Source organism: Microbacterium sp. Leaf159, from assembly GCF_001423615.1.
Classification (GTDB): Bacteria; Actinomycetota; Actinomycetes; order Actinomycetales; family Microbacteriaceae; genus Microbacterium.
This window is the reverse complement of sequence record NZ_LMOU01000002.1, coordinates 137,067-162,527: the sequence shown is the minus strand read 5'-3', so window position 1 is coordinate 162,527 and position 25,461 is coordinate 137,067. Positions and strand designations below refer to the sequence as shown.

Below are 25,461 nucleotides of genomic sequence, written 5' to 3'. Positions count from 1 at the left end.
GTCGCTCGGGCGCGGTCGCTCAGGAGCGGTCGTGCAGCGTGATGCGGTAGCCGTCGGGGTCGGCGAACGTGAAGGTGCGGCCGAACGGACCGTCGATCGGAACCGCGACGATCGTGTGTCCGTCGGCGGCGAGAGCGTCGTGGATCTCCTGCACGTCGGTGGCATGCAGCCAGACCGCGGCGCCGATCCCGGGCTGGTCGATCCCGTCGAGGTCGGTGCCGGGGGCGATGTCGCGCAGCGCGAAGGCGATCGGTGTCGTCTCGAAGACCACGGCGTGCGGGGGGCCGGCCTGCGAGCGGACCAGGCCGAGGTACTTCTCGTAGAAAGCCTGGGAAGCCGCGAGGTCGCGGGTCTGGAGGGAGATGAAGTCGGGGCCGGTGACGGGCATGGTGACACTCTTTCCTTTGTGTGTCAGTTATCTGACATGGGTCAATCTATGTCAGACTACTGACATGAGTCAAGACGGTGCGGGCATCGACCTGGACACATCGCTCGGGTACCTGCTCAAGGAGGCCGCGAGTGCGCTCCGCGCGGCGATGGAAGAGGTGCTGCGCCCGCTCGGGATGACCATCACGCACTACTCCTGCCTCGAGCTGCTCGCGCAACGCCCCGGCCTGTCGAACTCCGAACTGGCCCGCGGCGCATTCGTCACGAGGCAGTCGATGAACGTCCTGCTGCAGGGGCTCGAGCGCGACGGCATCGTGACGAGACCCGCAGAAGCGGTCGTCGGGAAGACCCTCCCGACGACGCTGACTCCGCGGGGGCGGCAGAGCCTGGCGGTGGCGACGGCCGCGGTGCGATCGGTCGAGGTCAGGATGCTGGCGGGCATGACCGATGCCGAGCAGTCGGCGGCATTCCGAGCGCTCCGGAGCATGACGCGCTCGCTGCGCGACAGCCCCGAGTAGTCGGCAGTTTGGCACCGCTCCCATCCCTGTCGCTGAGAGGGCTGGCGCTGCCCGACACGGTTGTCAAGGGGTTGCAGTCACAAAATGTATGCGCTTACAATCGCTCATGCGGCTCCGGCCGCGGGGCTCCCCGACTCGCGGGACCCCCTTCATGACACAGACGACATGAGGTGGCAGTGTGGCGAAGACGCACATGCTCCGACGCTGGCGGAGAGCCGCGATCGTGGGACTGGCGGCAGCAGCCGTCGTGCTCAGCGGTTGCAGCATCCAGATCAGTTCGCAGCCCGATCCATCGATCGGCGACGACACGATGCTCATCAATGCGGACAAGGGGAACCCGTTCTTCACGCGGAACTTCAACCCGTATCTGACCAACACGCGCACCGCGTCGCGGTGGATCTACGAGCCGCTGATCCTGGTGAACCCGCTCGACGGAACCGAGAACCCCTGGCTGGCGAGCGAATGGTCGCAGCCCGACGCCCGCACGATCGTGATGACGATCCGCGACGACGTCGAGTGGAGCGACGGCGAGCAGCTGACGCCCGATGACGTGGCGTTCACGTTCCAGCTGCTCAAGGACAACCCCTCGCTCGACATCAAGGGCGCCTGGCAGCACCTCGAGACCGTCGAGGTCGACGGCGATGACGTCATCATGCACCTGCAGACCGATGACGCGCCGTCGCTGCCGATTCTCGGTCAGACCATGATCGTGCCCGAGCACCTCTGGTCCGACGTGAAGGATCCGGGCACCTATCGCAACGAGAACCCGGTCGGCACCGGCCCGTTCGTGCTCGGCAACTACAACGACCAGCAGTACTCGGTGGACAAGAACCCCGACTACTGGCAGGCCGACAAGATCGAGATCGAGCACATCATCCTGCCGTCGACGAATTCGCAGCTCGACACCGTCACGCGCGGCTACGACTGGGCCTACTCGTTCATCTCCGATGTCGAGGGCACGTGGGGTGCGGCAAGCGACGACAACGCCTGGTGGTTCCCGCCGGGAGGCGTGATCGCCCTCATGCCGAACCTCGAGGTCGCACCGTTCGACGACGTCAACGTGCGCCGCGGCATCGCCCTCTCGCTCGACCGCGAGGAGATCGCCGAGACCGCCTCCGAGGGGTACATGGAGCCCGCGGGGCAGACCGGACTCATCCTCCCCAACCAGGAGGAGTACCTCGATCCGAGCATCCCCGACGCGGGCATGATCACGCAGGACACGGATGCCGCACTCGCGGCCTTCGCCGAAGCGGGATACACGCTCGACGGCGACCGCCTCGTCGGCGCCGACGGAAAGCAGCTCGAGTTCGCGCTGACGACCGCCAACGGTTACTCCGACTGGACCCGCGCCGCGCAGACGGTGCAGAGTCAGCTGGCTGAGGTCGGCGTCAAGGTGACGCTCAAGCTCCCGCAGCCCGCCGGCTACCAGAGCGCCATCAGCAACGGCGACTTCGAGATGGCCATCGGCGGCATGGGCAACGGCGACATCTACCAGGCGTACAACAACCTGCTCTCGAGCGAGTTCTACGTGCCCTCGGGCGAAGCGACCGCGAACAACTTCGAGCGCTACCGCTCGGACGAAGCCGACGCGCTGCTCAAGGAGTACCGCGAGACCGTCGACCCCGCGCGTCAGACCGAGATCGTGCAGGAGCTGCAGGCCATCGTCTACGAGGAGATGCCGGTCATCGGCCTCTACTACGGCGGCATCTGGGGCCTGTTCAACGATTCCAAGTTCACCGGATGGCCCTCAGAGGACGACCCGTACATGATCCCGCAGAACTACGACTCGGCACCTCTGGGCATCTTCACCCGGCTCGAGCGTGTGAAGGAGGATGACCGATGAAGTACGTCCTCCAGAAGGTCGGCCTGTTCGTGCTCACGCTGTGGGCCGCCATCACGCTGAACTTCTTCCTTCCGCGACTCATGCCCGGCTCTCCGGCCGACGCCGCGATCGCGAAGCTCTCGCAGAACGGCCCGGTGTCCGATGCGACGCGGGCAGCGATCGAGGCCCAGCTCGGCGTGCCGACCGGATCGATCTGGGACCAGTACGTGGCGTACCTCGGTCAGGTCGCCCGCCTCGACTTCGGTGTCTCGTACACGTTCTATCCGCAGACCGTGTCGAGCATGGTCTCGACCGCGTTGCCGTACACGATCGGCCTCGTCGGCATCGTCACGATCCTCGCGTTCGTGATCGGCACGCTGATCGGCACCGCCGCGGCCTGGCGCCGTGGCACGTGGTTGGATTCGCTGCCGACGCTGACCGGATCGTTCCTCAGCACCTTCCCTTACTTCTGGACGGCGCTGCTGCTGCTGTTCTTCTTCGGGTACGTGCTGCACTGGTTCCCGACGACCGGGGCCTACTCGGCGACCACCACGCCGGGCTTCACCTGGGACTTCTTCATCGATCTCGTGCAGCATGCGATCCTCCCGGCGGTGACGATCCTGTTGACGTCGCTCGGCGGATGGATCATCGGCATGCGCAACGCGATGATCAACACCCTGGGTGACGACTACGTGACCTTCGCCGAGGCGAACGGTCTGCACGGTCGCACGATCGCCCTCCGCTACGCCGCACGAAACGCGATCCTGCCGAACCTCACCGGCTTCGGGCTCACGCTCGGCGGCGTGGTCGGCGGATCGATCCTCGTGGAGCAGGTGTTCGGCTATCCCGGTATCGGATATCTGCTCTTCAACGCCGTGATCGGGCAGGACTACCCGCTCATGCAGGCGCTCTTCCTGATGATCACCGTGAGCGTGCTCATCGCCAACTTCCTCGTCGACATCCTGTACGGCGTGCTGGATCCAAGGACCCGCCGATGACCTCCACTATGAATGTCAAGGTTCCCTCCGACCGGATTGCGGCTCCCAGCCCGTGGCGTTCGTTCGCCCGGATGGTGGGCACCCTCTGGTCCAACGGCAAGGCTCGCCTCGGCCTCATCATCCTCGGGCTGTTCGTGCTCGTCGCCGTGTTCGCACCGCTGCTCGCGCCCTACGGCCCGAAGGACAACACGTTCGAGCGCAACGCCGACGCGTCGGCCGCGCACTGGCTCGGCACGACGGCCGCGGGTGAAGACGTGCTCAGCCAGCTGATCTACGGCTCGCAGATCAGCCTGCTGGTCGGCATGGCCGCCGGCATCCTCTCGACGATCGTCGCGGTGCTGATCGGTCTCAGCTGGGGCTACATGCGCGGCTTCGCCGGAGAGGTGGTCGGCTTCATCGTCAACCTGTTCCTGGTGATCCCCGGCCTGCCGCTCATGATCGTCATCGCCGCCTACCTGCAGAACGGCGGCATCCTGATGATCATCGCGGTCATCGTCGTCACCGGCTGGGCATGGGGCGCGCGTGTGCTGCGCAGCCAGACCCAGTCGCTCCGGGGCAACGACTTCGTCACCTCGGCGCAGTTCTCGGGCGACAGCCGAGCACGCATCGTGTTCCGCGAGATCCTGCCGAACATGACCTCGATCATCGCGGGCACGCTCTTCGGGGCGGCGACCGCGGCGATCCTCGCCGAGGCGGGCCTCGAGTTCCTCGGGCTCGGCGACTCGAGCATCGTCAGCTGGGGCACCATGCTCTACTGGGCGCAGAACTCCAACTCGCTGCTCACCGGGCAGTGGCTGCTGCTGTTCGCTCCCGGTCTGTGCATCGCCCTGCTCGCTCTGAGCCTGACACTGATCAACTTCGGCGTGGACGGCATCTCCAATCCGCGCCTGCGAGAGGGGAAGGGCCGATGAGCGCCATGGAAGCGAACACCCCTACGGACGACGTGCTGCTGGATGTCCAGGGCCTGTCCGTCGAGTACGCGTCTCCGGGCACGACGCCGGTTACCGCGGTCGAGAACGTCTCGTTCACGCTGCGCCGCGGCGAGTTCGTCGGTCTCGTCGGCGAGTCGGGTTCGGGCAAGTCGACTCTCGGCTTCGCGCTGACACGGCTGCAGAAGCCGCCGGCGCGGATCAGCGAGGGGCGGATCCTCTTCGACGGCCGCGACATCCGCGAGCTGAACGCCGAGGAGCTGCGTCGTCAGCGCCAGGGCGGGTTCGCGATGGTGCTGCAGTCAGGCATGAACGCGCTGAACCCGGTCCGTACGATCGGCAACCATTTCCGGGACATCTTCGCGGCTCACGGGCACGTCTCCAAGGAGAGCCGGGATGCCAGGGCGCGCGAGCTGGTCGGCAAGGTCGGTCTCGACCCCGTGGTGCTCTCGCGCTACCCGGGGGAGCTCTCCGGCGGCATGCGCCAGCGCGCCTCGATCGCGCTCGCTCTGTCGCTCGAGCCGCAGCTGATGGTGTTCGACGAGCCGACGACGGCTCTCGACGTGCTCGTGCAGCACGCCGTGATGGACACGATCAAGGATCTGCAGCGCTCCGAGCACTTCACCGCGATCCTCATCAGCCACGACCTGGGCATCGTTCTCGAGGCGACCGATCGGGTGATGGTGATGCACGAGGGGCGGATCGTCGAAGACGCGCCGAGCCTCGACATCCTGCACCGTCCGCAGGACGAGTACACGCGGATGCTGCTGAGCCATTACGCCGACCCTCGGGCCGAGTCGATCTCGATCCCCGGGTTCGTGGACCTCGGCACCCGGCGCCGTGCGGGACACTCGCGCACCGACCTCACCGAGACCCTCCCCACGGTGTCGCAGCGCGACACCCGGCGGGCCGATGCCGCGATCGTGGTCGAGGGCGTGTCGAAGCGCTACCCGGCTCCTCGTCGCGGGGAGAAGCCGGTCGTCGCCGTCGACGACGTGTCGTTCCGGCTGGAGCCGGGCGAGGCGCTCGCTCTCGTCGGCGCCTCCGGGTCGGGCAAGTCGACGATCGCGAAGCTCATCACCGGAGTCGAGAAGCCGACCGAGGGCACCGTGCGCTTCGGAGACGTCGACGTCGCGACCCTGCGGCGCACGGGGCTGCGCGACCTGCGCAAGGACGTGCAGATGGTGTTCCAGGATCCGTATGCGGCGCTGAACCCGCTGCACACCGTGGAATACGCGCTGAGTCGGCCGATCCGCAACTACACCCCGCTCCGAGGAGAGGAAGCGAGGGCCCGCGTGCTCGAGCTCCTCGAGACAGTGGGGCTGACGCCCGTCGAGCAGTTCGCGGCCAAGCTGCCGCATCAGCTGTCGGGCGGACAGCGCCAGCGCGTGGTCATCGCCCGGGCGCTCGCGAGCGACCCGCAGGTCCTGATCGCCGACGAGCCCGTGTCGATGCTCGACGTGTCGCTGCGTGCCGGTGTGCTCGCCCTGCTCGAGGACCTGCGTGAGAGATGGGGCATCAGCATGCTCTACATCACGCACGATCTGCTCAGCGCGCGTCTCGTCACCGAGAACATCCTCGTGCTCAACAGCGGTCGCGTCGTCGAACGCGGCGAGACCTCGCAGGTGCTTCAGCATCCGGAGGACGAATACACCGTGCAGCTGCTCGACGCCGTGCCGAACCCGGCACGCGCCGAACGCTGACCGAAGACCATCGCAAGACGAAAGGAGCACTCGTGCTCACATTCCCTGACGGCTTTCTCTGGGGCGCTGCGACCGCAGCCCATCAGGTGGAGGGGAACAACACGACCAGCGACTGGTGGGCCATGGAGCATGCTCCGGGTTCGCCCATGGTCGAGCCCTCGGGCGACGCCGCCGACCACTTCCACCGGTACCCGGAGGACATGCGTCTGCTGGCCGATGCCGGTCTGAACTCGTACCGCTTCTCGATGGAATGGGCCCGCATCGAGCCGGAGCGCGGCTTCGTGTCTCGCGCGATGCTGGACCACTACCGCCGCATGATCGACACGGCGCGCGAGAACGGGCTCGACCCGACGGTGACCCTGATGCACTTCACCGTGCCGCAGTGGTTCCAGAAGGACGGCTTCTGGCGTGCGGACGACGCGGTCGACCTGTTCTCGCGGTACGTCGAGACGGTGCTCCCGATCCTCGAGGGCGTGACCTACGTCTGCACGATCAACGAGCCGAACATCGCGGCGATGCTCGCCGGGGGAGAGGATGCGGCCAACCTCGTCGCGTTCGGCCTGCCGAACCCCGACCTCGCGGTCGCCGACACGCTGCTCGACGCGCACCACCGCGCCTCCGAGATCCTGCACTCCGTCTCGGGCGTGCAGGCCGGATGGACGATCGCGACGCAGGCCTTCCACTCCACGGGTGAGCCGGGGGCCGACGAGATGCTCGCCGAGTACGGCGACCCCCGCGACCACTGGTACCTCGATCAGTCGGCCGGCGACGACTTCGTCGGCGTGCAGGCGTACACGCGCACCTTCATCGGACCGGAGGGCCCTCGGCCCGTCGCGGACGATGTCGAGACGACGCTCACCGGGTGGGAGTTCTTCCCCGAGGCGCTCGAGATGGGCGTGCGCAGTGCGTGGGAGCGCAGCGGCGGCGTGCCGGTGCTCGTGACCGAGAACGGCATCGCGACCGGCGACGACACCAGGCGCATCGCCTACACGCAGGGCGCCCTCGAGGGGCTGCACCGGGCGATCTCCGACGGCATCGAGGTCAAGGCGTACCAGCACTGGAGCGCGCTCGACAACTACGAGTGGGCCAGCGGATTCCGCCCGACCTTCGGTCTGATCGGCTTCGACCACCAGACGTTCGAGCGCTCCCCGAAGCCCTCGCTCGCCTGGCTCGGCGAGGTCGCACGTCGCAACGGGCTCTGAGCCGGACGACCCCGGGGCACTGCCCCGGGGTTACCCTCGGATCATGAGCCATGCAACCCGTACGACGCGCGGTGACAGGCTCCGATCGGCGGCCGCCGGGCTGAGCGCGGCGGTCGCCGCGGTCGGTTTGGCAGAGCTCGTCGCGGCCGTGGTCGAGCCGAGTGCGAGCCCGTTCGCGGTGATCGGCAGCGGTCTGATCGATCTCGCCCCCAGCTGGGCGAAGGATGCGGCCATCGCGCTGTTCGGCACGGGTGACAAGGTGGCGCTCATCACGGGCATCGCGGTGGTGCTCGTGGGCATCGCGGCACTCGCCGGCATCCTGGAGTCCCGCCGGGCGGGTGTGGGGTCGGCGATCCTCGGCGGCCTCGGTGTGCTCGCTCTGGTGGCGGCGATGATCCGCCCGGGCGCCGGCCCCTTCGCCTGGCTCCCCGGACTCGTCGCGGGAGTCACCGCGGTGGTCGCTCTCAGACTGCTCATGCGCACCGTGCATCCGGTTCCGTATCTGCGCGCCGAGCATGAGGAGCGCAGGCGGTTCCTGCTCTGGACTGCGGGTGTGGCTGCCGCAGGAGTCGCGGCGCTCGTCATCGGCACCGCCGCACGCGGCGCCACCCGCTCGATAGAGGCGGTGCGCACGATGCTCCGGCTGCCTGCGCCGACGACGGCGGCTCCCGCCGTGCCTGCCGCCGCTGAGCTGGGCATCCCCGGTCTCGCCTCGGTCGTCACCTCGAACACCGACTTCTACCGCATCGACACCGCGCTCATCGTCCCGCGGATCGACCCGGCCGACTGGTCCCTGCGCATCCACGGGATGGTCGAGCGCGAGGTCGTGATCTCGTGGGACGAGCTGCTGACCCTGCCGATGACCGAGTCGCACGTGACGCTCGCGTGCGTGTCGAATCAGGTCGGCGGCGATCTGATCGGCAACGCCCGCTGGCTCGGCCACCCGATCCGTGAACTGCTCGCCCGTGCGGGAGTCGACTCGGATGCCGACATGGTGCTGTCCCGGTCGTCCGACGGGTTCACGGCGTCGACGCCGATCGAGGCGCTCACCGACGACCGCGACGCCCTGCTCGCCGTCGGGATGAACGGCGATCCGCTGCCGATCGAGCACGGCTTCCCGGTGCGCATGGTGGTGCCGGGGCTCTACGGCTATGTGTCGGCCACCAAGTGGGTGACTGAGCTGGAGGTCACTCGCTTCGATCGGGCATCCGCGTACTGGACCGACCGCGGGTGGTCCGAGCGCGGGCCCGTCAAGCTGCAGTCGCGCATCGACGTGCCGAGTCGGGGCCAGCGCGTCGACGCGGGCGATGCCGTGATCGCCGGGATGGCCTGGCAGCAGCACGTGGGCATCGACGGCGTCGAGGTGCGGGTCGACGAGGGCCCGTGGCGCCGTGCCGAGCTCGCGACCGCGATCTCGGCAGACACCTGGGTGCAGTGGCGGCTGGACTGGGCGGCCACGAGCGGCGCGCACACGATCGAGTGCCGCGCGCTCAGCGCCGAGGGCGAGACCCAGACCTCGGATCCGGCCGATGTCGTGCCCGACGGCGCCCAGGGGTGGCACCGCATCGAGGTGTCGGTCGCCTGAGCGTAACGACCCCGTCTTCCCACCTAGAATTGACCCCATGCCCGCAGGCGAATCGTTCTACATCACCACGCCCATCTACTACCCCTCCGATGTGCCTCACATCGGCCACGGGTACACCTCGGTGGCGGTCGACGCGCTCGCGCGCTGGCACCGTCAGGGCGGCGATGACACATGGATGCTCACGGGCACTGACGAGCACGGCCAGAAGATGCTCCGGGCGGCGGCGGCGAACAACGTCACCCCGCAGGAGTGGGTCGACAAGCTCGTCACCGAGGCGTGGTTCCCGCTGCTGAAGACCCTCGACGTGGCGAACGACGACTTCATCCGCACCACGCAGGAGCGCCACGAGACCAACGTGCAGACGTTCTTCCAGCGTCTCTACGACCGCGGCTACATCTACGCGGGCGAGTACGAGGCGCTGTACTGCGTCGGCTGTGAGGAGTTCAAGCCCGAGTCCGAGATCGTCGACGGCACCGGTCCCTTCGAGGGCCTGAAGGTCTGCGCGATCCACTCGAAGCCGCTCGAGCTGCTGCAGGAGAAGAACTACTTCTTCAAGCTCAGCGAGTTCCAGGACCGCCTGCTCGAGCTCTACAAGACCCAGCCCGATTTCGTGCGCCCGGATTCGGCGCGCAACGAGGTCGTCTCATTCGTGAGCCAGGGTCTGAAAGACCTCTCGATCTCGCGCTCGACGTTCGACTGGGGCATCCCGCTCCCATGGGACGAGTCGCACGTCATCTACGTGTGGGTCGATGCGCTGCTCAACTACGCCACGGCCGTCGGCTACGGCTCCGACCAGGAGACGTTCGACCGCCGCTGGCCCGCGTACCATGTGGTCGGAAAAGACATCCTGCGCTTCCACGCCGTCATCTGGCCCGCGCTGCTGATGGCCGCGGGCCTCGACGTGCCCAAGGGCGTGTTCGCGCACGGCTGGCTGCTGGTCGGCGGCGAGAAGATGTCGAAGTCGAAGCTCACCGGCATCGCGCCGACCGAGATCACCGACGTCTTCGGTTCCGACGCGTACCGGTACTACTTCCTGTCGGCGATCGCGTTCGGTCAGGACGGCTCGTTCTCCTGGGAGGACCTCTCGGCCCGCTACCAGGCCGAGCTCGCGAACGGCTTCGGCAACCTGGCCTCGCGCACGACGGCGATGATCGAGAAGTACTTCGAGGGCATCGTGCCGCCGCCCGCCGAGTACGCCGAGAAGGACCTCGCGATCCAGAAGATCGTGGCGGATGCCGCATCGAACGCGGATGCTGCGATCGAGCAGTTCCGCATCGACGAGGCGATCTCGTCGATCTGGACGATCGTCGACGCCCTCAACGGGTACATCACCGAGAACGAGCCGTGGGCGCTGGCGCGCGACGAGGCTCAGCGCGGTCGCCTCGGCACCGTGCTGTACACGTGCGCCGAGGGCCTGCGCGCTCTTGCGGTGCTGCTCTCGCCGGTCATGCCGCAGTCGACCGAGAAGCTGTGGGTCGCCCTCGGCGCCGCCGAGAGCCTCGGACGTCTGCAGGACCAGTCGATCCGCGAGGCGGGCTCGTGGGGCGTGCTGCGCCCCGGCACGAGCGTCAACGGTCTCGCGCCGCTGTTCCCGCGCGTGGAGTCCACCGCCTGAGCATGACGTACGTGCAGCAGCGAGACGGCGAGGGACGCAAAGACATCCGGTACCCGGCGGCACCCGAGCCGCTCGCCGTGCCCGTCTACGACAACCACGCGCACCTCGAGATCCTCGACGGCGATGAGCCGCTGTCGTTGACCGAGCAGCTCGACCGCGCGGCGGCCGTGGGCATCGCGGGCGTCGTGCAGGCCTCGGGCGACATCGAGTCGTCACGCTGGGCCGTCGAGGCCGCGGCCTCCGACCCCCGTGTGCTCGCGGCTGTCGCGATCCACCCGAACGATGCGCCCGCATACGCCGAGCAGGGGCGTCTCGGCGGTGTAGGTCTCAGCGACGCGATCGCGGTGATCGACGAGCTCGCCGCGCACCCGCGCACCCGGGCGATCGGCGAGACCGGTCTCGACTTCTTCCGCACCGAGCCCGAGCGCCGCGCACCGCAGTTCGAATCGTTCGAGGCGCACATCGCACTCGCCAAGAAGCACGGCATCGCGATGCAGATCCACGACCGCGACGCGCATGACGCGGTGCTCGAGACGCTGACCCGCGTGGGCGCTCCGGAGAAGACCGTGTTCCACTGCTTCTCGGGCGACGACGCGATGGCGAGGATCTGCGCCGACGCCGGGTACCACCTGTCCTTCGCCGGCAACGTCACGTTCAAGAACGCGCAGAACCTGCGGGATGCCCTGAAGGTGACGCCGCTCGACCGCATCCTCGTCGAGACCGATGCCCCGTTCCTCACTCCGACGCCGCTGCGCGGTCGGCCCAACGCCCCCTACCTCGTGCCGATCACGGTGCGGTTCATGGCGGCGGAGCTCGGCATCGAGGTCGACGAGCTGTCGGCGCAGATCGCCGCCAACACGCTGAGGGTCTACGGCTCGTTCGACTGAATCTCGATCGCCTGGGTGTCGGAGACCGGCTTCGCAGAGACGATCTGCGAGATCGGCTTCCAGACCAGCAGCAGTGTGAGTGCTGCGCCGACGAACGCGAACCACCAGGGAGCCGTGAGACCCCACACCTCCGCGATCACTCCGCCGAGGGCCTGGCCGATCACCATGCCGCCGAACACCCCGACCATGTTGACTGATGCGACCCTGCCCTGCAGCTCGGCCGGCACCAGGCGCTGACGCACGGTGGTCGAGATCGTGCCCCAGACGAAGGCATAGGCGCCGAACACGAACATGATCACGAGCGCCACCCACCCGGCGGTCGTGAGGGCGAAGGCCAGGTGCATCAGCACCTCGAGCGACAGCACCACGCGCATCAGGGTGGCGAACGACACGTGGCGTTCGAGCCACCCGAAGCACACCGTGGCCAGGATGCCGCCCGCAGCGGATGCCGTCGTCAGCGCTCCGTAACCCACGGCGCCCATGTTCAGGTGCTCGGTGGCATAGAGCACGAGCACGCCCCAGGGGGCCGCCCACGTCACGTTGAACACGAGGATGATCAGCACGAGCATCCGCACCGGCGGGTTCTGCCACAGCCAGCGGAGCCCCTCGCCGATGTCGGTGTGGACGTGCGATCTCACGCCGTCGCCCGAGGCCCGGGGAGGCACGGGCGTCCGCGCCATGCGCGAGATCAGCACGACCGCGAGGAGGACGCAGAGGATCTCGAGCAGGAACGGCCAGGCGGTGCCCGCGGCGAAGAGGAACGCGCCGAGCGGAGGGCCGGCGAACTGATTCGCGACCAGATATCCCGCCTGCAGTCGTGCGTTGCCGATGCCCAGATCCGCCGGCTTCACGAGCATCGGCAGCAGTGTGCTGCCGGCCGTGTCGACGAACACCTCGGCGGTTCCGTAGAGGAAGGCGACCGCGAGCACGATCCAGATGTTGGCGGTGCCCGTCAGCAGGAAGACGCAGAGGCCCGCGAGCACGACGGCCCGCGCGGCGTTGGCGAACATCACCAGCCGACGTCGGTCGAACCGGTCGGCGATCGCACCCGCATGCAGACCGAACAGCAGCCACGGCAGGAACTGCAGGATGGCGCCCGCGGCGACCAGAATCGGCGACGACGTCATCGACGCGATGAGCAGGGGAGCGGCAGCGAGAGCGACACCGTCTCCGACGTTGCTCGTCCACGATGACGCGAGCAGCCAGCGGAAATCCCTGCCCATGCGCCGTGGTGCGATCAGTTCACCGAGGGAGGGCATCACAGAAGACTACTGGCCGGTTCGGACACTGATGGAGGTGGGGGACAATGGAGCAATGACAGTCACCCTGCTCGGCGCCACCGAGATCCGCCGGCTCGCCGCCGAGCTCGATGTCACCCCGACCAAGAAGCTCGGACAGAACTTCGTCGTCGATGCGAACACTGTGCGCAAGATCGTGCATGCCGCCCGCGTGCAGCCGGGGGAGCGGGTCGTCGAGGTCGGGCCGGGGCTCGGTTCTCTCACCCTCGCGATCCTCGAGACCGGGGCCTCCGTCACCGCCGTCGAGATCGACCACCGGCTCGCAGCCCGACTCGCTCAGACGGCGGTCGAGCATGGCGTGCCGGCCGAGATGCTCACGGTCGTCGATGCGGATGCGCTGCGCATCACCGAGCTGCCCGGCGAACCGACCGTGCTCGTGGCCAATCTGCCCTACAACGTCTCGGTCCCTGTGCTGCTGCACTTCCTCGAGAACTTCTCGTACCTGAAGCGCGGTGTCGTGATGGTGCAGGCCGAGGTCGCCGAGCGCATCGCGGCCAAGCCCGGCTCCAAGATCTACGGCACCCCGAGCGTCAAGGCAGCCTGGTACGGCGAGTGGAAGCTGTCGGGCACCGTGTCTCGTCAGGTCTTCTGGCCGGTCCCCAACGTCGACAGCCTCCTTGTCGGCTTCGACCGGTCGGAGGGCGAGCGCGGCACGGAGGACGAACGCCGACTCACCTTCAAGATCGTGGATGCCGCCTTCAACCAGCGCCGCAAGATGCTGCGACAGGCGCTGTCCGAACTCTTCGGAAGCTCAGCCGCGGCATCCGAGATCCTGATCGCGGCAGGAGTCGCGCCGACCGCTCGTGGCGAGGACCTCACGGTCGATGACTATCACCGTATTGCGCGGCACGTCGCTCAGATCGAAGACGCCGTCGTCACCGACTAATCTGGCACCGTGACCGACTCTCCCCGCTTCCGTCCGAACATCCCCGAGCTGCACCGGCCGTACGCCGCCGACGAGAGCCGCTACCAGCAGTTCGAGTACCGCCAGGTGGGCACCTCCGGCCTGTTCCTGCCGCCGATCTCGCTCGGGCTGTGGTGGAACTTCGGCGACAACATCCCGCTCGACAACCAGCGGGCGCTGCTTCGTCACGCGTTCGACCGCGGCATCACGCACTTCGACCTCGCCAACAACTACGGCCCGCCGTACGGCTCGGCCGAGAAGAACTTCGGGCGGATCTTCGCCGAGGACTTCCGCCCCTACCGCGATGAGCTGATCATCTCGTCGAAGGCCGGCTGGGACATGTGGCCCGGACCCTATGGCGACTTCGCGAGCCGCAAGTACATCCTCGCGAGCGCCGAGCAGTCGCTGACCCGCATGGGCCTCGACTACGTCGACATCTTCTATTCGCACCGTGCCGACCCCGTGACGCCTGTCGCCGAGACGGTCGCGGCGCTCGACACGCTCGTGCGCCAGGGCAAGGCCCTCTACGTCGGCATCTCGTCGTACAGCGCCGAGCGCACGGCCGAAGCCGTCGCCGTCGCCACCGAGCTCGGCACGCCGCTCGTGATCCACCAGCCCGCGTACTCGATCCTCAACCGCTGGGTGGAGGACGGTCTCACCGAGACCCTCGAGCAGGCGGGAGTGGGCGCGATCGCGTTCACGCCGCTCGCCCAGGGCCTGCTCACCGACAAGTACCTCGGTGACGGCACCGCTGCGCGCGCGCAGAAGCGCGGGTCGCTTCCCGAGGCTCCGCTGTCGGATGCCGCGGTCGAGACGCTCCGCTCGCTCAACGAGATCGCGAAGGAGCGCGGGCAGTCGCTCGCGCAGCTGGCGATCCAGTGGACGCTGCGCAACCCCGTGGTCGCCTCCGCGCTGGTCGGTGCGTCGCGCCCCGAGCAGCTCGACGAGAACATCGCCGCGGTGAACGGTCCCGCCTTCACCGACGAGCAGCTCACCCGCATCGACGAGGCCGCAGGCTCCATCGACGTCGACCTGTGGGCGTCGTCCACGGAGCTGTGACGGGAACACCCAGATGAGCTTCGCCGCCCCCGTCGACTCGGTCCACGTCCGCGCTCCGGGAAAGATCAACGTCTATCTCGGTGTGGGTGGTCGTCACGACGACGGCTACCACGCGCTCGCGACGGTGTTCCAAGCGGTGTCGCTCTACGAGGACGTGATCGCCAGGCACGCCGACGACTTCTCGATCACGGTGTCGGGTGTCGACGACCCCGACTCCGTGCCGTTGGATGATCGGAACCTCGCCATGCGGGCCGCGAAGCTCCTCGCCACGGCGGCGGAGTACGACGGCGGCGTCGCGCTCGAGATCCGCAAGAGCGTGCCGGTCGCCGGCGGCATGGGCGGCGGATCGGCGGATGCGGCCGCGGCCCTCGTCGCATGCGATGCCCTGTGGGGCACCGGCTTCTCGACGGCTCGTCTGCACGAGCTCGGCGCTCGTCTCGGAGCCGATGTGCCGTTCGCGCTGCACGGCGGCACCGCTGTCGGCACCGGTCGCGGTGACCAGCTGAACCCGGCGCTCGCCCGCGGCCGCTTCGACTGGGTGCTCGTCCAGAGCGATGAGGGGCTCTCGACGCCGGTGGTCTATGCCCGGCTCGACACCCTGCGCGATGACGAGGGCGCTCTCGCCGACGATCCGCCCCTCTCCCTGGAGGTTCCGGCGCCCGTGCTCCAGGCGCTGCGCTCGGGAGATCCGGATCTGTTGGCCGAGAGCATCTACAACGATCTGCAGGAGGCCGCTCTGTACGAGCGCCCGGAGCTGGAGACGACGATCCTGCGCGGCATCCACGCCGGAGCCCTGCAGGGGATCGTGTCGGGCTCAGGCCCCACGGTCGCTCTGCTGTGCGCGAGCCCCGAGGGCGCGCAGACGGTGCAGTCGCTGCTGCGCGAGCACGGCCTCGAGTCGCTGCACGTGCACGGCCCCGTGCAGGGCGCCCGCATCATCTCCTGAGCGGTCTCGGCACCCGCTCGGCACCCACTCGACGTGCGCTCGGTGCCGGCTCGACGTGCGCTCGGTGCGCCTGGCATACATAATGTAGAGACGATGTGACCGTGCACATACAAGGAGGTCTGTGATGTCGACGGCCTCCGAGCGTGCCCGCATGCCCAGTATCCGCGACGTCGCGCGCCTCGCAGGAGTGTCGCATCAGACCGTCTCCCGGGTGCTGAACGACCACCCGAGCATCCGCCCGGAGACCAAGGCCAAGGTCCTCGACGCCATCGCGGTGCTCGACTACCGCCCGAACCTCGCGGCCAGGGCGTTGGTGACGAGCAAGTCCAACATGCTCGGCATCCTGGCGGCGACGGTCGGCGAGTTCGGACCCACCTCCTCGATCGTCGGCATCGAGGATGCAGCGCGCGAGGAGGGGTACTCCGTCTCGACGCTGAACCTCTCGGCCACGACTCCCGAAGCCATCGGGAGCGCCCTGAGACAGTTGGCCCGGGAGCAGGTCGACGGCATCGTGGTGCTGGCACCGCAGGTGCGGGCATTCCATGTCCTGCGCGGAATGGCGGTGGAGATCCCGTTCGTGTCGTTGCAGACGGCGTCGGGTTCCGACGGCGTGAGCCTGTCGGCCGACCAGGTCGCCGGTGCGCGCACGGCCACCGAGCATCTGATCGGTCTCGGGCACAGCGACATCATCCACATCGCAGGTCCCCAGGACTGGATTGAAGCGGAGTCGCGCATGCGCGGGTACCTGGATGCCCTGCGCGAGGCCGACCTGCCGACCTTTCCGCCGATCCGCGGAGACTGGACGGCGGACTTCGGTTACTTCGCGGGGCAGGAGCTCTCGCGTCGTCGTGACTTCACGGCCGTGTTCGTCGCGAACGACCAGATGGCGATCGGGCTGCTGCACGGCTTCCGCGACGCCGGCATCCGCGTGCCGGAGGATGTGAGCGTCGTCGGGTTCGACGACATCCCGGTCGCGGCTCATGTCGCGCCGACGTTGAGCACCGTCCACCAGGACTTCCCCGAGCTCGGTCGCCGAGCCGTGCGTCTCCTGCTCGCCCAGATCCGCGGCGAGCAGACGCCGCAGTTCGGGCCGCTGCAGACGACTCTGCGCATCAGGGAATCCTCGGCCGCTCGATAAGGCCACAATTTCGCTCGTGGTCTTGACACCGCCTGAGCGAGCGTAGACTATGTAATCCAATGTGAACGGTCACATCGAGTGTGGCCGCCCGTCGCGAGGAAGATCTTGTGAGCACCACAGCAACGTTGCCGGTCGTGTCAGGCCCCATCCTGGAGATGCGCAGCATCACCAAGGAGTTCCCGGGTGTCAAGGCGCTGTCCGATGTGTCCATCACCGTCCGCGCAGGAGAGATCCATGCGATCTGCGGGGAGAACGGAGCCGGGAAGTCGACCTTGATGAAGGTCCTCTCCGGCGTCTACCCCTACGGCACCTATGAGGGCGAGATCCTGCTCTACGGCGAGGAGCAGCGCTACCGTGACATCGCGTCCAGCGAGCAGGCCGGTATCGCGATCATCCACCAGGAGCTCGCACTCATCCCCGAGCTCTCGATCACCGAGAACATCTTCCTCGGCAACGAGATCCGCCGCTTCGGCCGGATCGACTGGCAGGCGCAGCGTCAGCGCACGATCGAGCTGCTCGCTCGCGTCGGGCTGCGCGAAGACCCCGACGTGCCCGTCAAGACCCTCGGTGTCGGCAAGCAGCAGCTGATCGAGATCGCGAAGGCGCTCAACAAGGACGTCAAGCTCCTCATCCTCGACGAGCCCACCGCCGCGCTGAACGAGAACGACTCGCAGCACCTGCTCGACCTGATCCTGGGGCTGAAGGCCAAGGGCATCGCGTCGATCATGATCAGCCACAAGCTCAACGAGATCGAGCAGATCGCCGATGAGATCACGATCATCCGCGACGGCCGCACGGTCGAGACCCTCGACATCTCGCGCGGCGAGATCAACGAAGACCGCATCATCCGCGGCATGGTCGGTCGCTCGCTCGAGAGCCGCTACCCCGACCGCACCCCCGAGATCGGCGAGGTGTTCTTCGAGGTCAAGGACTGGTGGGTGCAGCACCCCACGGTGTCGGAGCGCATGGTCGTCAAGGGGTCGAGCATCAACGTGCGTCGTGGTGAGGTCGTCGGTATCGCCGGGCTCATGGGCGCGGGCCGCACCGAGTTCATGATGAGCCTGTTCGGGCGCTCCTACGGCACGTTCCTGGGTGGCCAGGTCGTCAAGGACGGCCAGGAGATCTCGATGCCCGACGTCTCCTCCGCCATCAAGCACGGGCTCGCCTACGTGAGCGAAGACCGCAAGGTGCTCGGGCTCAACCTGCTCGACACCATCAAGCGCTCGGTCGTGGCGGCGAAGCTGTCGAAGATCTCCCGCCGCGGCGTCGTCGACGAGCGCCAGGAGTTCTCGATCGCCGAGCAGTACCGCAAGGCGCTGCGCATCAAGGCGCCGAGCGTCGAAGAGGGTGTCGGAAAGCTGTCCGGCGGCAACCAGCAGAAGGTCGTGCTGGCGCGGTGGATGTTCACCGACCCCGACCTGCTGATCCTCGACGAGCCGACCCGCGGCATCGACGTCGGTGCCAAGTACGAGATCTACGCGATCATCAACGAGCTCGCCTCCCAGGGCAAGGGCGTCATCGTCATCTCGAGCGAGCTTCCCGAACTCCTCGGAATCTCCGACCGCATCTACACCGTTTTCGAAGGTCGGGTCACCGACTGCATCCCGGCCGACCAGGCGACACCCGAGGCCCTCATGCGCAGCATGACCTCCGCGAACCAGAAAGCATCCGCATGACCACCGACCTCACGACAACGAAGCGTGGCTTCCACCTCGGCGACATCCGAAAGATGTTCGGAAGCAACGGCACCTCGTCGCTGCGCCAGTTCGGCATCCTGGGCAGCCTCATCGTCATCATCGTCCTCTTCGAGATCCTGACGCTGCTGCGCAACGGTCCGAACGGCGCGACGCTGACGTCGGGCAACCTGATCAACGTCATCAACCAGTACTCGTTCATCCTGATCCTCGCGATCGGCATGGTGATGGTGATCATCATGGGCCACATCGACCTGTCGGTCGGATCCGTGGCCGCGTTCACCGGCATCATCGTCGCGAAGTCGATGGCCGACTGGAACCTCCCTTGGCCGCTCGCGATCGTGCTCGGACTCGGTGTCGGGGCGCTCGTCGGTGCCTGGCAGGGATTCTGGGTCGCGTACGTCGGGGTTCCCGCGTTCATCGTGACGCTCGCCGGCATGCTCCTCTTCCGCGGCGCGCAGCAGTGGATCGGTGACGCGCAGACCATCCCGGTGCCCAAGGGCTTCCAGATCATCGGAACCGGGTATCTGCCTGAGGTGGGTCTTCCTGTTCCGTTCAACGTGCCGACCATGATCCTTGCGCTGGTCGCGGTGGCATGGCTGGTCTTCTGGGAGATCCGCACCCGTCGCCAGCAGCACAAGATGGGTTCCGACAGTGCGCCGCTGTGGGTCAGTGTCGTCAAGGTCGTGCTGCTCTCGATCGTCGTGCTCGTCGCCGCCTGGATGTTCGCGACCGGTCGCCCGGGCACGAGCTTCCCGGTGCCTGGTCTCATCCTGCTGGCCCTGGTCATCATCTACTCGTTCATCACCCGCAACACCGTGTTCGGCCGCCACATCTACGCCGTGGGTGGCAACCGTCAGGCTGCGCGCCTCTCGGGCGTGAAGGACCGCTGGGTCGACTTCTTCGTCATGATGAACATGTCGATGATGGCGGCGCTGGCCGGCATGATCTTCGTCGCCCGTTCGCAGGCCTCCGGCCCGAACGACGGCACCGGCTGGGAGCTGGATGCCATCGCATCCGTGTTCATCGGTGGCGCTGCCGTCGCCGGTGGTATCGGAACGGTGATCGGCTCGATCATCGGTGGTCTCGTGATGGCGTTCCTCAACAACGGCCTCGCACTGCTCGGTCAGGGCGCCGACGTCGTCTCGATGATCAAGGGCATCGTGCTCCTGTTCGCGGTCGGCATCGACGTCTGGAACAAGCAGCAGGGTCGCCCCTCGCTCATCGGTCTGCTCACGCGCCGGTCCGCTCTCAGGAGCGACCCGGAGGCCAACGCGATCTTCGAGCCCAACAAGACTTACCAGGCTCCGCCCGTCGACAAGACGCGGAGCGAGTAAGCGGATTCGTCGCGCAGTGCTCGCGCGCAGGATCCGTCACACCACCACACAGAAAGAGATCACATGAAGAAGATCATCGTCACAGCGACAGCGCTCGTCGCGACGGCTGCCTTCGCACTCACGGGTTGCTCCGGTGAGCGCGGCGGCGGAACCGACACGGGATCTGGCGAAGAGGCCGCAGCGGGCTTCGAGGCCGGCTCCTCGATCGGTGTCGCGCTTCCCGACAAGACCAGTGAGAACTGGGTTCTCGCCGGCAAGCTGTTCACCGATGGCCTGGAATCGGCCGGTTTCAAGGCTGACGTCCAGTACGCTCCGGCGAGCAACACCGTCGCCGAGCAGCAGAACCAGATCCAGGCCATGGTCACCAACGGCGCCAAGGTCATCATCATCGGCGCGAAGGACGGCAAGCAGCTCGCCACGCAGGTGCAGGCCGCCAAGGACGCCGGCGCCTACGTGATCGCGTACGACCGTCTCATCGAGAACACCGAGGCTGTCGACTACTACGTCGCATTCGACAACTTCAAGGTCGGCCAGCTGCAGGGTCAGGCTCTGCTCGACGGTCTCGCCGAGCGTGCCGGTCATGAGGCTCCGTACAACATCGAGCTCTTCTCCGGTTCGCCTGATGACGCCAACTCGAAGGTCTTCTTCGACGGCGCCATGGACGTGCTGAAGCCGGAGATCGACAACGGAAACCTGGTCGTCGTGTCGGGTCAGACCGAGATCGCGCAGACCGCGACCGAGGGCTGGCTTCCGGAGAACGCTCAGAACCGCATGGACACCCTGCTGACCTCGTCGTACAGCGGTGACACCGTCGTCGACGGTGTGCTGTCCCCGAACGACACCCTTGCTCGCGCCATCATCACCTCGGTGCAGCAGGCCGGCAAGCCGGTTCCGGTCGTCACGGGTCAGGACTCCGAGGTCGAGTCGGTGAAGTCGATCATGGAGGGCATCCAGTACTCCACGATCAACAAGGACACCGCGCTGCTCGTCGAGCAGTCGATCAAGATGGTCGGCCAGCTGCAGAAGGGCGATGAGGTCGACGTCAACGACACCGAGTCGTACGACAACGGCGCCAAGGTCGTTCCGGCGTACCTGCTCGACCCGATCATCGTCACCAAGGAGAACGCTGCCGAGGCTTACGCCAACGTGCCGAGCCTCCTCGAGATCGTGAAGTCGTACCAGTAAGCGATTCCGCTCGAACAACGACGAGCCGCCCGGACCTTCGGGTCCGGGCGGCTCTTTGCCATGTCGGGTCGACTTTTCACACGGTGCGCTAGCCCCAGACGGGGTCGTCGGGATCGGGAGAGTCTGTGCCGTCGGCATCTGTCATGATGCGCGCTTCAGCGATCCACGACGTCAGAGGGCCATCGCGGAGGAGATGAGGTCGCGGTGTGTCGAGCAGAGCGGAGGCGGTCACCTTGTCCAGCGGCTCATCGCTCGCGAAAATGACGACGTTGCCGAGCGGCCCTTCCGCATCTTCCGGCTCTGCATCGAGCACGACAGCGACGTGATCGAACACGGTGCTCAGGGTCGCGGCCTGTCGTCGTGAGTATTCGAACGGATGCCCGTCGAGCAGGTTCACGGCGACCACGCCCGCTGCTGCGGAGCGCGCGGCGACCCGGCGATAGAACTCCTGGCTGGCCACACGATGCCGGATGACGGCGGCATCCCAGAGATCGACGACGGTGAAGCACGCCTCCACCCAATCGGTGTCGATTGCGGTGCGATAACTCGCTGCGTCGTCAGGTCCGGGGGACGGAGATGGCTGCACCGGCGATGTCTTCTCATTCGGAAGAGCGGCGTCCGCGACCGTCCGAGCGTCACCGAGGATGACTCGTATGTCAGACCCGGGAGGCAATGGCAGCGCGTCGATGACGGCGGCGTAGAGCGCGGGTTCGAACTCCACCACCAGCTGAGGTGATCCGGCGCGCGTCGCCTGGACGTAGCGTGCCAACGTGAGTGCTCCGGCCCCCAGATGCACGGTGAACAGCGGCGCATCAGGCTCGGCGGCGGCATCCATCGCGCGGGCGATGTGTTGGGTGTAGCTGTACTCGAGGGCGGTGGGTTCGGTGATCGAGACGACGGACTGCGCAATTCCATCCACGCTGAGCTCGAAGCGACCGGGTCGTCTTCTCGACTGCACCAGCTTTGCCTTGCGGTTGGCTAGTGAGAGCGTGAACACCCGGCGACTCCATGGCACCTGTCTAGTTTAAGCCGGAGGGGATCGGTCGGCGGCTGCCTCTCGAGGAGCATCGTCGAGTCGCACGAGAAAGCGATCAGCGATCTGACAGAACAGGGCCGCTCGGACCTTCGGGGCCGGGGCTCTTTCTTGTTGGCGTGCTGCTGTGGTGCGTTCTTCAGCAGCCGACGCCGGCCGGGTTCTCGTCGCAGGTGTGGGCGACGAGCGCGGTGCGGGCCTCGAGGATGCGGATCTCCTGGACGGCACCGGGCGTCGTGAGCTGCCCGGGAACGTCGATCCATCCGCCGCCGAGGTCCACCTGCGCTGTGTATCGGATGTCAACTCGGGCCGGGTACACGCCGGGGCCGCGATACACGTGGCTCGTCGCGGTGGGCGTGAACTGCGCCTGACCCAGCGCCGCCCAGGTCTGCCCCGGGCTCGTCACGGTCGACGTGCTGCCGTCGCCGTAGGTGTAGTCGTATCCCGCCGGGGTGAAGCGGACGCGGAGGGGGAGGCCGAACAGCTCACCGTTCTGGATCTGCGATGTCGCTGCGCCGATGAAGTTCGTCGGCATGCCGGCGATTCCGACGTTTCCCGGCTCGGAAGCCGCGAGGACGGATGCCGGTGCGAACCGCACCAGGTCCGAGATCCTGATCGTGGGTGTGCCCGGCGCGGGAGGGATGCTCGCCGGAGCTGCGGCCTGGTTCGCGCGCGGCGCACAGCGGGTCGTTCCGGAGTCGTTCATGCACGCGGCGAGGTCGATCGCCTCGTCACTCGGCCCCGATGGTCCGCGCTGCGCGTCGGGCCCTCCGCCACCGCGGGGCGAGCCCGAGTTCGAGTCGGCGCCGGGCTGCTCCTGCGTGCCGGAGATATCGAGTGACGTGCCGTCGGTCGAGCCGCACAGGCCGACGCGCGACGCCGCTATCGTGCAAGTGCTCATCGCTGCTGCGTCTGTTGCAGCCCAGCCGAGTGCCAGCAATAGTCCTATGCAGGCAGACGCCACGCGGGTCAACATGTCGGTCCATCAACGGCTGATTCGTTCGAGATGCGCAGTGAGTCCTCTGCGCCGAGGAATACCACCCGCTGAGCGATCTTGTCCTCCCTGCCGAGCGGCGTCACGTCCGCTCCCGACCTATCAATCAATGAGACATCCGAGACATCGATGCATACAATCCCAGTCATCGTGGGAGTGTCTCCGTCGAGATCGGCCGTCTCTCCTGCGAACTTCAAAATGGCTGCGTCGCCAGAGACGTGCAGATCACCTGATGCGAGAAGGTTCTGGGTGTCGATGTCGCCTTCGAGTGCCAGGCCGGTTAAGTACTGTTGCGGATCGGCATCGGCGCCACCAGTCCCGTTTGACCGGGCGTTCACCGCATCGTTGTAAGCCCGGTACACCTCTTCCGCCGCCGCGTAGGCCTCCTCCTCGCTGGCGAACGCAGCCGTCGGTGTCGCGGTGGGTACTGGCGTCGGCGCGCATGCCGTGAGACAACCGAGCGCCGCGGTCAGCACGACAGCACCCAGCGCGACAGCACTGACGCACAGGGGCATCCGCTGCATCCGCATCGCATCACGCATGGTTCACCGACCACTGCAGACCGATGTAGAACCGGTATACCTGCTCGGCGCCCGCCGATGCTCTTTCAGCAGCAAAGTCGGTGTCCCGACCGGGCGTCATGATGGTCGCTGAGGCGCAGCCCGCGAAAGCGCAGGTCATAAGCAAGATGCTGACAACCGAGCCGAAGCGTGTGCGCGCGGAGATAACTGGAGTTTGAGGAGGAGTCACCGCGCCACCGTAGTGAAATCACGCTCCGTGGCGTCGAGGTTGTCCACAGCCCCAGGATTCAGCGCGCGTCGCAACTGTCAGAAAGGGGCGCGCACGTCGTCCGACATGGTGAAGGTGACCGTGTTCGGTGCAGGGGGAGTGTCGATGTAGGTGCGGCCGGTCGGGCTCGTCCATTCGACGAGTCCGCCCGGCTTCTGTTCGACGTGCCAGGGGGAGTGGTGTTTGAGCACGTGATGTCGTCGACAGAACGAGGCGAGGTTCGTCTCGCAGGTCGCGCCGCCCGCCGACGCTGCGTGATTGTGGTCGAGGTCGCACTTCCGTGCCGCGATCCCGCACCCGGGGAAGCGACAGCGTTGGTCTCTCGCGCGAAGATGTCGTCGGAGGTGTTTACCGGGCCTGTATCGGTCGACCGCGAGCACCCGCCCGGTGACCGGATGCGTCATCACCCGGTCCCACCCCGTGGCGGTGCCCGCGAGCTTTCGAGCGGTATCGGCGTCGATGGGGATCACGCCGTCGAGTTCTGCCGGCGGCGTCACGCAGCCTTCACCGGTCGGCATCCGGCCACTCGACGCCGGACTCGCGTCATCTGCCATCAGGGTCGTCACCGGAACCGTGACCTCGATGCGTGCCGTGATCTCTGCGAGCAGCCCGTCTTCGGTGTCATGCCCGGCAGGTGCGCCGCTGAGCACCAGGTCGGCGAGAAGGTCGGCACGGATCTCATCGACAGTTCGGTCGTCGGCCTCGAAGTCCCGTCCTTCTCGCTTCGCCTCCCGCCTCGCGCGGAGGTTCTCGTCGCGCAGTGCGTGCGCCATCTGCGAGAGACGGTCGAACATGCCGTGGATCAGCGCCGCGGGCGCGTGCACATGCAACCCGGCCATCCCGTCTTCGCCGTCGGTCACCCAGACGCGCCGCTGAACGCGCGCCTTGCGGTGTCGCTCCGTCACTGTCGTCGGAGCGAATCGCTCGGACACTCGACGCGCCAGCGCGCGCAGCCTGTTGGGGGACTCGACCTCGGCGAGAGGAAGCATGATCGTCGCGTACGCCTGGCGGGCGCTCGGCGACTCGATGTGCGACCCGGCGTCGACGATGACCCGGGAATGTGCGGCGCTGATGCGCCCCTGGCCTTGCGCCTCCCACACGGTCGGGAAGAGGTCGATCAACATTCCCGCAGCTGCCATCCGCCGCTCGATGGTGCGATCGCTGACGTGCTGCACCGTCGCGATCTCGGCGGCGATGGTGCGGATCGAGTGGTCGCCGCGATCAGGATGGTCACCCTGTTTCGCGATGTCGATCGCCAGTCGCCCGGCGATCGCGAGAAGGCCGTCGCGAGCCGCCATCATGCTGCTCACCGTCGCCTCCGCGATCTGCAGCGAGGTCACCAGATCGGCGAGTGTCGCCATCTGGGAGTCCGTCGCGTCGAGCAGTGCTGTCATGCAATAAGTAGATCAGCAACCACCGACATTCGAACGTAGTTTCG

At 67.1% G+C, this 25,461-nt stretch carries 22 protein-coding genes; 16 read left to right on the top strand and 6 right to left on the bottom strand.

Going from position 1 to position 25,461, the window contains the following annotated elements; all coding sequences use genetic code 11:
• Positions 1-19: 19 nt before the first annotated feature.
• On the bottom strand, positions 20-388 hold the full coding sequence (locus ASF80_RS14360; protein ID WP_056312396.1) for a VOC family protein: 369 nt from the start codon (positions 386-388) through the stop codon (positions 20-22).
• A gap of 64 nt (positions 389-452) precedes the next feature.
• Between ASF80_RS14360 and ASF80_RS14355 the strand changes: the two genes are divergently transcribed.
• The 9 genes from ASF80_RS14355 (at position 453) to ASF80_RS14315 (ending at position 11,646) form a co-directional block, all read left to right on the top strand.
• A complete protein-coding gene (locus tag ASF80_RS14355) occupies positions 453-905 on the top strand; it encodes a MarR family winged helix-turn-helix transcriptional regulator (RefSeq protein ID WP_056312394.1) in 453 nt (150 codons plus the stop codon).
• A 178-nt stretch (positions 906-1,083) separates the two neighbouring features.
• A complete protein-coding gene (locus ASF80_RS14350) occupies positions 1,084-2,748 on the top strand; it encodes an ABC transporter substrate-binding protein (RefSeq protein WP_235560009.1) in 1,665 nt (554 codons plus the stop codon).
• Positions 2,745-3,725: an ABC transporter permease gene (locus ASF80_RS14345; RefSeq protein ID WP_056312392.1), complete on the top strand. Its 981-nt coding sequence runs from the start codon at positions 2,745-2,747 to the stop codon at positions 3,723-3,725. Before ASF80_RS14350 ends, ASF80_RS14345 begins: the two co-directional genes overlap by 4 nt.
• Positions 3,722-4,636: an ABC transporter permease gene (locus ASF80_RS14340; protein ID WP_056312391.1), complete on the top strand. Its 915-nt coding sequence runs from the start codon at positions 3,722-3,724 to the stop codon at positions 4,634-4,636. The genes ASF80_RS14345 and ASF80_RS14340 overlap by 4 nt, the downstream gene beginning before the upstream one ends.
• Positions 4,633-6,357, top strand: a complete 1,725-nt coding sequence (locus ASF80_RS14335) for an ABC transporter ATP-binding protein (RefSeq protein ID WP_056312389.1) — start codon at positions 4,633-4,635, stop codon at positions 6,355-6,357. The genes ASF80_RS14340 and ASF80_RS14335 overlap by 4 nt, the downstream gene beginning before the upstream one ends.
• A gap of 32 nt (positions 6,358-6,389) precedes the next feature.
• Positions 6,390-7,559 (top strand): glycoside hydrolase family 1 protein, encoded by a 1,170-nt coding sequence (locus tag ASF80_RS14330; RefSeq protein ID WP_056312387.1) that lies wholly within the window; start codon positions 6,390-6,392, stop codon positions 7,557-7,559.
• Between the two features lie 43 nt (positions 7,560-7,602).
• Entirely contained in the window at positions 7,603-9,144 is a 1,542-nt protein-coding gene (locus tag ASF80_RS14325) for a molybdopterin-dependent oxidoreductase (protein ID WP_056312384.1), read from the top strand.
• A gap of 37 nt (positions 9,145-9,181) precedes the next feature.
• Entirely contained in the window at positions 9,182-10,759 is a 1,578-nt protein-coding gene (metG, locus tag ASF80_RS14320; protein ID WP_056312382.1) for a methionine--tRNA ligase, read from the top strand.
• A gap of 2 nt (positions 10,760-10,761) precedes the next feature.
• Entirely contained in the window at positions 10,762-11,646 is an 885-nt protein-coding gene (locus ASF80_RS14315) for a TatD family hydrolase (RefSeq protein WP_056312381.1), read from the top strand.
• Here ASF80_RS14315 and ASF80_RS14310 read toward each other — a convergent pair.
• The gene (locus ASF80_RS14310) at positions 11,628-12,905 is read right to left on the bottom strand and encodes an MFS transporter (RefSeq protein ID WP_056312379.1); all 1,278 of its coding nucleotides are present in this window, start codon (positions 12,903-12,905) and stop codon (positions 11,628-11,630) included. The genes ASF80_RS14315 and ASF80_RS14310 overlap by 19 nt on opposite strands.
• Positions 12,906-12,960: 55 nt before the next feature.
• Between ASF80_RS14310 and rsmA the strand changes: the two genes are divergently transcribed.
• The 7 genes from rsmA (at position 12,961) to ASF80_RS14275 (ending at position 21,207) form a co-directional block, all read left to right on the top strand.
• Positions 12,961-13,830 carry a 16S rRNA (adenine(1518)-N(6)/adenine(1519)-N(6))-dimethyltransferase RsmA gene (rsmA, locus tag ASF80_RS14305; RefSeq protein WP_056312378.1) on the top strand — a complete coding sequence of 290 codons (870 nt, stop codon included), beginning with the start codon at positions 12,961-12,963 and terminating at the stop codon, positions 13,828-13,830.
• A 9-nt stretch (positions 13,831-13,839) separates the two neighbouring features.
• Entirely contained in the window at positions 13,840-14,907 is a 1,068-nt protein-coding gene (gene mgrA / locus ASF80_RS14300) for an L-glyceraldehyde 3-phosphate reductase (RefSeq protein ID WP_056312376.1), read from the top strand.
• Between the two features lie 13 nt (positions 14,908-14,920).
• Entirely contained in the window at positions 14,921-15,853 is a 933-nt protein-coding gene (locus tag ASF80_RS14295) for a 4-(cytidine 5'-diphospho)-2-C-methyl-D-erythritol kinase (protein ID WP_056312374.1), read from the top strand.
• 151 nt (positions 15,854-16,004) lie between these two features.
• On the top strand, positions 16,005-16,991 hold the full coding sequence (locus ASF80_RS14290) for a LacI family DNA-binding transcriptional regulator (protein WP_235560008.1): 987 nt from the start codon (positions 16,005-16,007) through the stop codon (positions 16,989-16,991).
• A gap of 155 nt (positions 16,992-17,146) precedes the next feature.
• A complete protein-coding gene (mmsA, locus tag ASF80_RS14285) occupies positions 17,147-18,667 on the top strand; it encodes a multiple monosaccharide ABC transporter ATP-binding protein (RefSeq protein WP_056313585.1) in 1,521 nt (506 codons plus the stop codon).
• Positions 18,664-20,022, top strand: a complete 1,359-nt coding sequence (mmsB, locus tag ASF80_RS14280; protein ID WP_056312370.1) for a multiple monosaccharide ABC transporter permease — start codon at positions 18,664-18,666, stop codon at positions 20,020-20,022. The genes mmsA and mmsB overlap by 4 nt, the downstream gene beginning before the upstream one ends.
• 63 nt (positions 20,023-20,085) lie before the next feature.
• A complete protein-coding gene (locus ASF80_RS14275) occupies positions 20,086-21,207 on the top strand; it encodes a sugar-binding protein (RefSeq protein ID WP_056312368.1) in 1,122 nt (373 codons plus the stop codon).
• A gap of 88 nt (positions 21,208-21,295) precedes the next feature.
• Here ASF80_RS14275 and ASF80_RS14270 read toward each other — a convergent pair whose 3' ends face one another.
• From ASF80_RS14270 to ASF80_RS14255, 4 genes are all read right to left on the bottom strand, one after another.
• Positions 21,296-22,126 carry a hypothetical protein gene (locus ASF80_RS14270; protein ID WP_157521100.1) on the bottom strand — a complete coding sequence of 277 codons (831 nt, stop codon included), beginning with the start codon at positions 22,124-22,126 and terminating at the stop codon, positions 21,296-21,298.
• 253 nt (positions 22,127-22,379) lie between these two features.
• On the bottom strand, positions 22,380-23,141 hold the full coding sequence (locus ASF80_RS14265) for a hypothetical protein (protein WP_157521099.1): 762 nt from the start codon (positions 23,139-23,141) through the stop codon (positions 22,380-22,382).
• Positions 23,142-23,209: 68 nt separating this feature from the next.
• Positions 23,210-23,776 carry a hypothetical protein gene (locus ASF80_RS14260; protein WP_157521098.1) on the bottom strand — a complete coding sequence of 189 codons (567 nt, stop codon included), beginning with the start codon at positions 23,774-23,776 and terminating at the stop codon, positions 23,210-23,212.
• Between the two features lie 285 nt (positions 23,777-24,061).
• Positions 24,062-25,417, bottom strand: coding sequence for an HNH endonuclease signature motif containing protein (locus tag ASF80_RS14255; RefSeq protein WP_056312362.1), 1,356 nt, complete (start codon positions 25,415-25,417; stop codon positions 24,062-24,064).
• Between the last annotated feature and the right edge of the window lie 44 nt (positions 25,418-25,461).

Bases quoted from the DNA above. Each gene is read 5' to 3' on its own strand.
- ASF80_RS14360 (WP_056312396.1), bottom strand. From the start codon at position 388: ATGCCCGTCACCGGCCCCGACTTCATCTCCCTCCAGACCCGCGACCTC.
- ASF80_RS14355 (WP_056312394.1), top strand. From the start codon at position 453: ATGAGTCAAGACGGTGCGGGCATCGACCTGGACACATCGCTCGGGTAC.
- ASF80_RS14345 (WP_056312392.1), top strand. From the start codon at position 2,745: ATGAAGTACGTCCTCCAGAAGGTCGGCCTGTTCGTGCTCACGCTGTGG.
- ASF80_RS14340 (WP_056312391.1), top strand. From the start codon at position 3,722: ATGACCTCCACTATGAATGTCAAGGTTCCCTCCGACCGGATTGCGGCT.
- ASF80_RS14335 (WP_056312389.1), top strand. From the start codon at position 4,633: ATGAGCGCCATGGAAGCGAACACCCCTACGGACGACGTGCTGCTGGAT.
- ASF80_RS14325 (WP_056312384.1), top strand. From the start codon at position 7,603: ATGAGCCATGCAACCCGTACGACGCGCGGTGACAGGCTCCGATCGGCG.
- metG (WP_056312382.1), top strand. From the start codon at position 9,182: ATGCCCGCAGGCGAATCGTTCTACATCACCACGCCCATCTACTACCCC.
- ASF80_RS14315 (WP_056312381.1), top strand. From the start codon at position 10,762: ATGACGTACGTGCAGCAGCGAGACGGCGAGGGACGCAAAGACATCCGG.
- ASF80_RS14310 (WP_056312379.1), bottom strand. From the start codon at position 12,905: ATGCCCTCCCTCGGTGAACTGATCGCACCACGGCGCATGGGCAGGGAT.
- rsmA (WP_056312378.1), top strand. From the start codon at position 12,961: ATGACAGTCACCCTGCTCGGCGCCACCGAGATCCGCCGGCTCGCCGCC.
- ASF80_RS14295 (WP_056312374.1), top strand. From the start codon at position 14,921: ATGAGCTTCGCCGCCCCCGTCGACTCGGTCCACGTCCGCGCTCCGGGA.
- ASF80_RS14290 (WP_235560008.1), top strand. From the start codon at position 16,005: ATGCCCAGTATCCGCGACGTCGCGCGCCTCGCAGGAGTGTCGCATCAG.
- mmsA (WP_056313585.1), top strand. From the start codon at position 17,147: ATGCGCAGCATCACCAAGGAGTTCCCGGGTGTCAAGGCGCTGTCCGAT.
- mmsB (WP_056312370.1), top strand. From the start codon at position 18,664: ATGACCACCGACCTCACGACAACGAAGCGTGGCTTCCACCTCGGCGAC.
- ASF80_RS14275 (WP_056312368.1), top strand. From the start codon at position 20,086: ATGAAGAAGATCATCGTCACAGCGACAGCGCTCGTCGCGACGGCTGCC.
- ASF80_RS14265 (WP_157521099.1), bottom strand. From the start codon at position 23,141: ATGAGCACTTGCACGATAGCGGCGTCGCGCGTCGGCCTGTGCGGCTCG.
- ASF80_RS14260 (WP_157521098.1), bottom strand. From the start codon at position 23,776: ATGCGTGATGCGATGCGGATGCAGCGGATGCCCCTGTGCGTCAGTGCT.
- ASF80_RS14255 (WP_056312362.1), bottom strand. From the start codon at position 25,417: ATGACAGCACTGCTCGACGCGACGGACTCCCAGATGGCGACACTCGCC.